Annotated in this window: 8 protein-coding genes; 4 read left to right on the top strand and 4 right to left on the bottom strand. The window is 75.1% G+C overall.

Annotation, left to right across the window (positions count from 1 at the left end):
- The 4 genes from ATM99_RS02950 to ATM99_RS02935 all read left to right on the top strand — a co-directional run.
- A partial coding sequence (locus ATM99_RS02950; RefSeq protein ID WP_150118087.1) for an HAD-IC family P-type ATPase occupies positions 1-789 on the top strand: 789 nt, incomplete at its 5' end.
- 97 nt (positions 790-886) lie between these two features.
- Positions 887-1258, top strand: a complete 372-nt coding sequence (locus ATM99_RS02945; protein ID WP_046529564.1) for a metalloregulator ArsR/SmtB family transcription factor — start codon at positions 887-889, stop codon at positions 1256-1258.
- Positions 1255-2172 carry a cation diffusion facilitator family transporter gene (locus ATM99_RS02940; protein ID WP_062101444.1) on the top strand — a complete coding sequence of 306 codons (918 nt, stop codon included), beginning with the start codon at positions 1255-1257 and terminating at the stop codon, positions 2170-2172. Before ATM99_RS02945 ends, ATM99_RS02940 begins: the two co-directional genes overlap by 4 nt.
- A 107-nt stretch (positions 2173-2279) precedes the next feature.
- Positions 2280-3251 (top strand): SPFH domain-containing protein, encoded by a 972-nt coding sequence (locus tag ATM99_RS02935; protein WP_082659179.1) that lies wholly within the window; start codon positions 2280-2282, stop codon positions 3249-3251.
- A 119-nt stretch (positions 3252-3370) separates the two neighbouring features.
- On the opposite strand, the gene ATM99_RS02930 is transcribed toward ATM99_RS02935, so the two are convergent.
- From ATM99_RS02930 to ATM99_RS02915, 4 genes are read right to left on the bottom strand one after another with little or no spacing between them, the layout of a single operon-like run.
- Positions 3371-4174, bottom strand: a complete 804-nt coding sequence (locus tag ATM99_RS02930; RefSeq protein ID WP_062101443.1) for an ABC transporter permease — start codon at positions 4172-4174, stop codon at positions 3371-3373.
- Positions 4171-5166 (bottom strand): ABC transporter ATP-binding protein, encoded by a 996-nt coding sequence (locus ATM99_RS02925; RefSeq protein ID WP_062101442.1) that lies wholly within the window; start codon positions 5164-5166, stop codon positions 4171-4173. Before ATM99_RS02925 ends, ATM99_RS02930 begins: the two co-directional genes overlap by 4 nt.
- Entirely contained in the window at positions 5166-5468 is a 303-nt protein-coding gene (locus ATM99_RS02920; RefSeq protein ID WP_062101441.1) for a transcriptional regulator, read from the bottom strand. The genes ATM99_RS02925 and ATM99_RS02920 overlap by 1 nt, the downstream gene beginning before the upstream one ends.
- Positions 5465-6106, bottom strand: a complete 642-nt coding sequence (locus ATM99_RS02915; protein WP_062101440.1) for a hypothetical protein — start codon at positions 6104-6106, stop codon at positions 5465-5467. The genes ATM99_RS02920 and ATM99_RS02915 overlap by 4 nt, the downstream gene beginning before the upstream one ends.
- Between the last annotated feature and the right edge of the window lie 64 nt (positions 6107-6170).

The raw sequence follows: 6170 nt of genomic DNA, 5'->3' as shown, positions 1-6170 counted from the left end.
GTCGGGGTCGGCGCCGACGAGGTGCGCGAGTTCCGCGCCGACGCGGGGCGCGGCGTGAGCGGCGTGGTCCGCACCGCGCACAGCGGCGTCGCGCTCGCACGGCGCGTGCTCGTGGGCCGGCGTGGCTGGCTCGAGGAGCAGGGCGTCCGCACCGACGACGTCGCGGCGGCGGTCGACGCGGCCGAGGCCGACGGCGCGACCGCGGTGGTCGCGGCGTGGGACGGCCGGGCGCGCGGCGTGCTGGTGCTGCGCGACCCGGTGAAGCCGACGTCGACCGACGCGGTGCGCGAGCTGCGCGCGCTGGGCCTGCGCCCCGTGCTGCTCACGGGCGACAACCGGGGCGCCGCGCTCGCGACGGCCCGCGCCGTCGGGATCGCCGACGCGGACGTCGTCGCGCAGGTCATGCCGGACGAGAAGGTCGCGGCGGTCGAGCGACTGCAGGCCGGCGGTGCGCGCGTCGCGATGGTCGGCGACGGCGTGAACGACGCCGCGGCGCTCGCGACGGCGGACCTGGGCCTGGCGATGGGCACGGGCACCGACGTCGCGATCGAGGCGGCCGACCTCACGCTCGTGCGCGGCGACCTGGCGTCCGCACCGCAGGCGATCCGGCTGTCGCGGCGCACGCTGCGGGTGATCCGGCAGAACCTGTTCTGGGCGTTCGCGTACAACGTCGCGGCGATCCCGCTCGCGGCGCTGGGCCTGCTCAACCCGATGATCGCGGGTGCGGCGATGGCGTTCTCGTCGGTGCTGGTGGTGTCGAACTCGCTGCGGCTGCGTCGCTTCGCGTGACGTCCACGGCGAGACGTCCCGCGTGACTGACGCGGTGTGACGGATGCGGCCCCCGGCGGTGGTGACACCGTCGGGGGCCGCGGACTATCATCGCTCTATGACGATGACATCTGCTGAGGACGATGAGGGCGTCTGGAGCACCGACGCCGGTCTCACCGCCCCGACGGCCGCACTGTTCCGCGCGCTGGGCGAGCCCGCACGCCTCACCCTGCTGCGCCACCTGTTCACGGGTGAGCACCAGGTCCGCGAGCTCACCGACCACCTCGGGCTCGCGCAGAGCACCGTCAGCGCGCACCTCGCGTGCCTGCGCGACTGCGGGCTCGTCACCGTCCGGCAGCGCGGGCGCGCCTCGATCTACGCGATCGCCGACCCCGCGCGCCTCGCCGGGCTCATCGCCGCCGCCGAGTCGCTGCTCGACGCAGGCCCGCACCCCGACGAGTGCGCGCACCTCGCGGGGGCCGACCGGTGAGCCACGGCCACGACCACGCGCACGGCGGCACCGACCACCGCGGGCGCCTCGCCGTCGCGTTCGGGCTCACCGCGACCGTGCTGGTCGCGCAGGCCGTCGGCGCGTACCTCACCGGCAGCCTCGCCCTGCTGGTCGACACCGCGCACATGCTCACCGACACCGCGGGCCTGCTCATGGCGCTCGTCGCGGCGCAGCTCACGCGACGCCCGGCGACCGCGCGGCGCACCTGGGGGTACCGCCGCGCCGAGGTGCTCGCGGCGCTCGCGCAGTCGGCCGTGCTGCTCGCGGTCGGCGTGTACGTGCTGGTCGAGGGCGTGCGTCGCCTCACGGCGCCGCCCGAGGTGCCGTCGACCGAGCTCGTGGTGTTCGGCGTGATCGGCCTCGTGGCCAACGTCGTGTCGCTCACCGTGCTCGCGGGCGGGCGCTCGTCGGGCTTCAACATGCGCGCGGCGTTCCTCGAGGTCCTCAACGACGCGCTGGGGTCGGTCGGCGTGATCGTCGCCGCGATCGTCATCGCGACGACCGGCTGGCAGCAGGCCGACGCGGTCGCGGGCCTGCTCATCGGCGTGCTGATCGTGCCGCGCGCCGCGCGGCTGCTGCGCGAGACGGCGTCGGTGCTGCTCGAGTCGACCCCGCCCGGGCTCGACCTGGACGACGTGCGCGCGCACCTGCTCGAGGTCGACCACGTGCTCGACGTGCACGACCTGCACGCGTCGCTCGTCGCGACGGGCCTGCCGGTGGTCACGGCGCACGTGGTGGTGGACGACTCGTGCTTCGGCGACGGGCACGGCCCGCGGATCCTCGACCAGCTGCAGGAGTGCCTGGCGACGCACTTCGAGGTGTCGGTCGCGCACTCGACGTTCCAGATCGAGCCCGCGTCGCACCGGACGCACGAGTTCCTCGGGCACGCCTGACGGCCGGACGGGTGACGGCCGGAGGTCCCGTGCCGGACGCCGCGGGGCGCTGCTAAAGTGATATCACTTTGATAGCGCGCCGCGGCGCCCGTCCCCCGGAGGTCCCCATGCCCGACACCGCCCCGCCGCAGGAGTCCGTCGGAGGCGACCCCAGCGGCCGTCCCGTCGGCCACGCCGGCGCCCGCGTCGACGTCGCCGAGCGGTCCGCGTGGTCCACCGGCGCCGGCGGGGCCGTCATCGCGCTGCTGTTCGTGCTCGTCGCCGTCGCCGGCGCGATCCTGCTGTTCATGGAGGCCGAGGCCAGCGGCGTCGACGCGCTCGGGTTCCTCGGCGCCCTGTGCGTCGGCGCCGCGGTGCTGCTGCTCAGCGGGCTCGCCGTCATCAGCCCCGGGCAGACCCGCGTCGTGCAGCTCTTCGGCCGCTACGTCGGCACCGTGCGCCGCACCGGACTGGTGCTCACCATCCCCCTGACGACGCGCAAGAACGTCTCGGTGCGCGTGCGCAACTTCGAGACCAACGAGCTCAAGGTCAACGACGCCGACGGCAACCCCATCAACATCGCCGCGATCGTCGTGTGGCAGGTCGCCGACACCGCCACCGCGACATTCGCGGTCGAGGACTACGCCGACTTCGTGCGCGTGCAGTCCGAGTCGGCCCTGCGCCACGTCGCGATGTCCCACCCGTACGACCACGCCGACGACGGCGAGACGTCGCTGCGCGGCGCGACCGACGTCATCTCCGCCGAGATCGCGGCCGAGGTCGCCGCGCGCGTCGTCATCGCGGGCATCGAGGTCATCGAGGCGCGCATCTCCAACCTCGCGTACGCCCCCGAGATCGCGCAGGCCATGCTGCAGCGCCAGCAGGCCGGCGCGATCATCGCGGCCCGCGAGCGCATGCAGGTGCTGCTGCGCCTCGACCCCGCGGTGCACGACGCGGTCGCGCGGTGGGCCGCCGACGACCTGCGCAGCGTCAACGCGCAGATCGACCTGCTGCTGCGCCGTGCCCTCACCGACGCGGGGCGCATGCCCCACGCGGCGTCCGACCCCCCGCGCCGCGGCCGCCCGCCCCGCACGGGCTGACCGACACCGGCGGACCGACACCGCCGAGTGCGCCACATCGCGACCGAGTGCGGGTGTTGCTTCACCCGCACTCGACGGCGATCTGGCGCACTCGGCGGCGTGGGGCCACGCCGCGGGCGTCAGCGGAAGCGGCGGCCCTCGTCGCGGCGGACCGCGACGACCGCGAGCACCGCGAGCACCACGGTCCACCCGAGCAGCACGGGCACCGCGAGCGCGCTCGCGTCGACGCCGGACGTCACCTGCACGACGAGGTCGCGCGCGGCCCGCGACGGCAGCGCCTGCGACAGTGCGTCGAGCCAGCGCGGGAAGACCTCGGGCGGCATGAACAGGCCGCCGGCGAACGCGAGCGGGAACAGCGTGCACTGGACCACGGCGAGCGCGGCCTTGCTGGACAGCGCGTACCCGATCGCCATGCCGAGCAGCGTGAACGGCACCGCGACGGCCGCGACCATGACGACCGCGCCGAGCGCCTGCAGCGGCGTGAGCGTCGCGGCCGTGAACACGGCGCCGACGACGACGAGCGGCACGAGCGCGAGGTAGCACCACACGAGCCCGTTGAGCACGCGCCCGGCGAGCCGCGGCCCGGGCCGCGCGGGCAGCGCGCGCACGAACGTGTCGAAGGGCTGCGCACGGTCCTCGGCGACGCCCGTGCCGTGCGTGAACAGGCACGACGACATGACGGCGAACGTCGCGAGCTGTGCGACGGCGGCGGTCGAGATCGCCGGGTCGGACGTGATCGCGTCCTGCGGGATGACGAAGAACAGCAGCGCGAGCGTCGGGAACAGCAGGTTGCCGATGACGGCGATCGGCACGCGCACGGTCTCGAGGAACTGGTACCGCGCGTGCAGCCACGCGAGCGACGCCCAGGAGCGCAGCGCGGGCGGGGCGGTGCGAGACGCGACGGGTGCGGTGGTCGTGCTCATCGGGCCACCTCCGTGGCGGTCGGGTCGGTCGCGGCGGCGGACGCCGGGGCGGGGGTCGCGGCGGCGGACGACGCGCCGTGCTCCGCGGACGACGTGAGGGACAGGAACGCCTCCTCGAGGGACGCGCCGCGCACCTCGAGGTCGTGGAACGGCACGGCCCGCTCGACGAGGGCTCGCACGCACACGTCGGCGTCGGCCGCGACCAGCGTGGCGCGCACGCCGCCGCGCGGGTCGGGCACCTCGGTGACGTCGTGCACGCCGGGCAGGCCCGCGAGCGCGGCGCCGGCGCCCACCGGGACGGTGAGGGTCACGCGCCGCACGGACACGAGGTCGAGCACGCGGGCCAGCGTGTCGTCGGCGATCACCCGGCCGCCGCCGACCACGACGACGCGCTGCGCGAGCGCCTCGATCTCCTCGAGGTAGTGGCTCGTGACGATGACGGTCGCACCGTCCGCGTGGTAGTCGCGCAGCGCCTGCCAGAGCACGTGCCGCGCCTCGACGTCGAGGCCCGTGGTGGGCTCGTCGAGCAGCACGAGCCGCGGACGGCCGACGAGCGAGAGCCCGACCGCGAGGCGGCGCTTCTGCCCGCCGGACAGCGCACCGGTCTGCCGGTCGGCGAGGTCCTCGAGCGCGAACCGCGCGAGCACCTCCGAGCGCGGCATGGGGTCGGCGAAGTGCCCAGCGACGAAGTCGACGACCTCGCGCACCTTGAGCGTGTCGGGCAGGCCGGTCTCCTGCGGCGTGGTCCCCAGCGACGTGCGGGACGCGGGGTCGCGCGGGTCGCCGCCGAAGAGCCGCACGGTGCCCGCGTCGGGCGTGCGCAGGCCGGCGAGGAGCGAGAGCAGCGTCGTCTTGCCGGCGCCGTTGGGGCCGAGCAGCCCGACGATCTCGCCGTGGTCGACGCGCAGGCTGACGTCGTCGAGCGCGGTGACGTCGCCGAAGCGTCGCGTCACGTGGTCGACGAGGACGGGCGGGGCGGTGTCGGTGGTCATCACTGTGCTCCCTTGAGCAGCTGGGCGAGGGTCTGCGTGTAGCGCTCGAACGCGGTGCGCCCGGCGGGGCTGAGCTCGACGTAGGTGGCGGGCGTGCGCCCGACGTGCGTCTTGGTCTGGCTGACGTACCCGGCGTCCTCGAGGCGTCGCAGGTGCGTGGACAGGTTCCCGGCGGTCATGTCGAGCAGCTTCTGCAGCCGGGGGAAGGCGATGCGGTCGCCGCGGTCGAGCGCGGCGAGCGTGGCGACGACCCGCAGCCGGGACGCCGAGTGGATGACGGGGTCGAGGTCGGGCTCGGTCACGGGTGCCGCCAGCGCCGGACCGCCGTGAACGCCGCGCCGAGGAGCATGCCGCCGCCCCCGGCGCCGGCCATGACGAGGTACCCCTCGGGCATCCCGACGACGCTCGCGGCGGCGCCGGTGACGACGAGCCAGACGCCGAGCGCGTAGAACGGCCCGACGCGCCAGAGCGTGCCGCCGGCCATGTAGAGCAGGCCGACGACGAGGCACGCGACGCCGTTGGCGACGACCGCGACCACCTGCGGCGGTGCGCCGGCGTTGACGACGCCGGCGACGATGGCGCTCTGCGCGGCGAACCCGAGGAACCAGGACCAGCCGTACATGGCGCCGACGGTGCGGCTGGTGCCGCGCACGCCGCGCGAGCGGCGCACGAGGTGGACGACGGTGACGACCATCGCGGTGGCCATGAGGAGCCCGAAGACGCCGCCGGCGGGGCCGGACGTGGTGCCGGTGGACGACCCGCTCGCGGACCACCACTGCACGAGGTACCCGACGACCCACGCGGCACCCCAGACGCCGAAGAGCACGCGCTCGTCGACCTCCGAGTCGCGGACACGGCGCGCCTGGGCGGCGACGATGTCGAGCCCCGCGCGGGGGTCGAGCGGGGCGTCGTCGTCCGTGGGGACGGGCGGGACGGTCACGTGCGCTCCTTTGGTTTGCGTTGCAAAGCACTTTGCTCGCTCGGCGTCGTCCGCGTCAAGTCCC

Origin of the sequence: Cellulomonas sp. B6 (assembly GCF_001462455.1) — a bacterium.
In the GTDB taxonomy this organism is placed as follows: domain Bacteria; phylum Actinomycetota; class Actinomycetes; order Actinomycetales; family Cellulomonadaceae; genus Cellulomonas.
This window is presented reverse-complemented; position numbering and strand designations above follow the sequence as displayed.